Genomic DNA, 3,233 nt, shown 5'->3' with positions numbered 1-3,233 from the left:
CGGTCGCCCAGCCCCAGATCACCGGGAGCAGATAGACGGCGACGAGGCCACCGCCCAGGAAGCCGATCACCGACAGGATGCCGACGACGAAGCCCCGCGCACGCCGCCACGCCGTCGGGGCGGGAGCCCGGACGGGGTACGGCGGGGGCGAGGGCCGGGGTGGTCACCTGCGGGTCAGTCCCGTCCGTGCCGCAGCGCCGGGTGGGCGCCGGCGGCCACGAGGTCGGAGACGGCGGTCTTCGGGTCGCGGCCGGTGACCAGGGACTCGCCGACCAGGACCGCGTCGGCGCCCGCGTTGGCGTACGCGATCAGGTCGTGCGGGCCGCGGACCCCGGACTCGGCGATCTTGACCAGGTCGGCCGGGATCTCGGGGGCGACGCGCTCGAAGGTGGTGCGGTCGACCTTCAGCGTCTTCAGGTCGCGCGCGTTGACCCCGATGACCTTCGCGCCGGCGTCGACCGCGCGCTCGACCTCGTCCTCGTCGTGCACCTCGACCAGCGGGGTGAGCCCGATGGACTCGGCGCGCTCGATGAGGGACTCCAGGGCGGGCTGGTCCAGGGCCGCGACGATGAGCAGCGCCAGGTCCGCGCCGTACGCGCGGGCCTCCCAGAGCTGGTACGACGTGACGATGAAGTCCTTGCGCAGCACCGGGATGTCCACCCGGGCGCGGACGGCCTCCAGGTCGGCGAGCGAGCCGCCGAAGCGGCGCTGTTCGGTGAGGACGGAGATGACGGCCGCGCCGCCCGCCTCGTAGTCGGCGGCCAGGGCCGCCGGGTCGGCGATCGCGGCGAGCGCGCCCTTGGAGGGACTGGACCGCTTGACCTCGCAGATGACCTTGACGCCGTCACCGCGCAGGGCGGCCACGCCGTCCTTGGCGGCGGGAGCCTTCGCCGCGCGCTCCTTGAGCTCGTCGAGGCTGACCCGCGCCTGCCGCTCCGCGAGGTCGGCACGGACTCCGTCGATGATCTCGTCGAGCACACTCACGCGAGCGGCCCCCTTCCTGCGGTGGACGGTTGAAGCGGTCGAGCTGTCGACCCGGGTTCACCGTCGCTGACGGAAAAGAAAAGTGGGTCACTGCGATGGTATCCGCAGGACGGCGTAGCCCTCGCATCCGGTTGACGCCGGTCCCACTACCTGGACATTCGCCATTTGATCAAGGATGCAACCAGCCACCGAAGGGCAGGTTCCGGACAACGGTGAAGACCAGCGTCAACGCTCCCACGGTCCACAGGTGGACCGGCCCGAGGTCGATCCGCGCGGGGCGTCCGCGCACCACGCGGATCACCCAGAAGGCCCATACGACGGCGAAGACGAGGTAGCCGGCGACGGCGAGCGCGTTGTCCGTGAGCGCCGCGGCGAAGTCCCCGTGCGCGACGGCGTGCGCGCTGCGCAGCCCGCCGCAGCCGGGGCAGTACACGCCGGTGAGGCGCAGCAGCGGGCAGACCGGGTAGTGGCCGGGCTGGTTGGGGTCGACGGCGCCGACGTAGGCGAAGGCGCCGACGACGACCGCGAGCATCCCGGCCGGGACGGCGAGCCGCCGCAGGACGCCCCCGGCGGCCGGAGCCGGCGGGGCTCCGGGGGCGGGGTGGGCCCGGTCCCGGGGCGAGGCCCCGGCCTCGGTGCCGGGGGTGGTCCGGGGGCCGGGGCTCGCGGCCGGCGTCACCCTGTGGGATTCGGCGTTCACCCGACGCATTCTGCCCGGCGCGCGCGGCGGACGCGCGCCCGGTACACGAGAGGCGGCCCCGGCGGGTGTGCCGGGACCGCCTCTCGGGCGAAACCTTCGCGGATCAGGCGTCGGCGCTCGCGGTCTCCCGGGTGCGCACGACCTGCGGGGAGGAGTCCTTCGGCTGTCCCAGGCCCATGCTCCGCATGATCAGGCCGACGACACCGCCGAGGGCGACGACGACCAGGCCGGCCCAGAAGCCCAGCGGCTCGGCCATCACCATGAAGGCGCCCGCGACGCAGAAACCGATGAAGGCGATGATGACACCGGTCCAGGCGGCCGGGGTGTGACCGTGGCTGCTGCCCGCCATGACTTGCTCCTCGTTGCTGTATGCGTGTGTGAGTCGGACGCTCGCGTCCATTGTCCCGTACGGACGGGTCCGCCGTGAGCCGGGGGTCGTCCCTCGCGCGTCGGTCCGGCCGGTCCGGGACGCGCGGCCCGGGGCGCGGGGTCCTCGGCGTGGGTACGCGGGTCCCGGGAGGCCGGGGCTCAGGTCCCGGCGGGGTCCGGGCCGGTCGGGTCCTCGCCGCGGTCCAGGGCCTTCCAGAGGTCCTCGGGCCGGTCCGGGTCCACGGGCCTGGTCCTACGGGGCCGGGGGGTGCCGTCGCGCTCGTAGCGGCCGGACATGGCGGGCCACAGCCGGCCGTAGCGCACGGCGAGCAGGCCCGCGAGGAGGATGAGCGCGCCGCCCGCCGCGGCCACGTACGGCCAGGCGGTGTGGCTGAGGCCGGCGGCGGTGGCGGCGGTGTTGCCGGACGCGGCGGCGGCCTGCTCGTCGAGGGCGGAGCTGTCGCCCGCGCCGAGCACGGCCGCGACGACCGTGCCCGCCCCGGAGAGCGCGAGCAGCGCTGAGACGAGAAGACGGCCGGAGCGGCGGACGGCGAAGACGGCGACGAGCGCGGCGAGGCCGACTATCGCGAGCGCGGCGGGCACACCCGTGACGTCGCTGCCCTTGGCGGTCAGCGGGAAGGCGCCGCCGGCCACGGTCACGGTCCCCTCCGCCCAGCTCTGCCGGGTGGACAGCAGGGCCACGGCCGCGCCGAGCGCACCGCTCAGCAGGGCCACGCCAAGGCTGCGGCGGCCGGACCGGGAGGGTCCGGCGGCTTCGGATCGGGGGTGAGGTACAGCAGTCACGTACTCCACTATCGCCTGAACCCGGGTCGAACCGTCACCCGGGGTTCACGTGACCCTCGTCCTATTGCCCGCGACTGTACGGACCCGAGGCCGCCCGGGGGCACCCTCAACTGCCCACGGAGGCGGGGCGCCTGCCGGCCGGGGATGCGCCCGGGGCGGGCCGTCGCGCACCGGTCCGGCCGGCCGGCGGCGGGGCTGATCGGCCGGCTCGCGGTGAGGCTGAGCGGTCGGCCGGCCGGGGCGGGACCAGGGGTCGGCCGGGGAGGGCGGGTGGCCGGCCGGGGCTAGGGCGTGTCGTTTGGATCAGGTGGCGCCGGAGTGCGGCGCCTTGTCGGCTGGGCCGAGCGGGGCAGGGTGCGTGCAGCTGCAAGGCGGA

4 protein-coding genes are annotated in these 3,233 nt (G+C 75.2%); all 4 read right to left on the bottom strand.

The window, feature by feature from the left end:
* Positions 1–174 precede the first annotated feature (174 nt).
* The 4 genes from trpC to AB0912_RS35800 all read right to left on the bottom strand — a co-directional run bounded on the left by trpC (position 175) and on the right by AB0912_RS35800 (position 2,866).
* The gene (trpC, locus tag AB0912_RS35815; RefSeq protein WP_366707511.1) at positions 175–984 is read right to left on the bottom strand and encodes an indole-3-glycerol phosphate synthase TrpC; all 810 of its coding nucleotides are present in this window, start codon (positions 982–984) and stop codon (positions 175–177) included.
* A gap of 169 nt (positions 985–1,153) precedes the next feature.
* The gene (locus AB0912_RS35810; RefSeq protein ID WP_366707509.1) at positions 1,154–1,693 is read right to left on the bottom strand and encodes a DUF2752 domain-containing protein; all 540 of its coding nucleotides are present in this window, start codon (positions 1,691–1,693) and stop codon (positions 1,154–1,156) included.
* Between the two features lie 94 nt (positions 1,694–1,787).
* The gene (locus tag AB0912_RS35805; protein WP_366707507.1) at positions 1,788–2,033 is read right to left on the bottom strand and encodes an HGxxPAAW family protein; all 246 of its coding nucleotides are present in this window, start codon (positions 2,031–2,033) and stop codon (positions 1,788–1,790) included.
* Positions 2,034–2,212: 179 nt separating this feature from the next.
* On the bottom strand, positions 2,213–2,866 hold the full coding sequence (locus tag AB0912_RS35800; protein WP_366707505.1) for a TIGR02234 family membrane protein: 654 nt from the start codon (positions 2,864–2,866) through the stop codon (positions 2,213–2,215).
* Positions 2,867–3,233 lie beyond the last annotated feature (367 nt).

It is taken from the genome of Streptomyces sp. NPDC007084 (assembly GCF_040703595.1).
Lineage (GTDB): Bacteria > Actinomycetota > Actinomycetes > Streptomycetales > Streptomycetaceae > Streptomyces.
The sequence above is the reverse complement of the archived record's forward strand: the minus strand, read 5'-3'. Positions and strand labels throughout refer to the sequence as shown.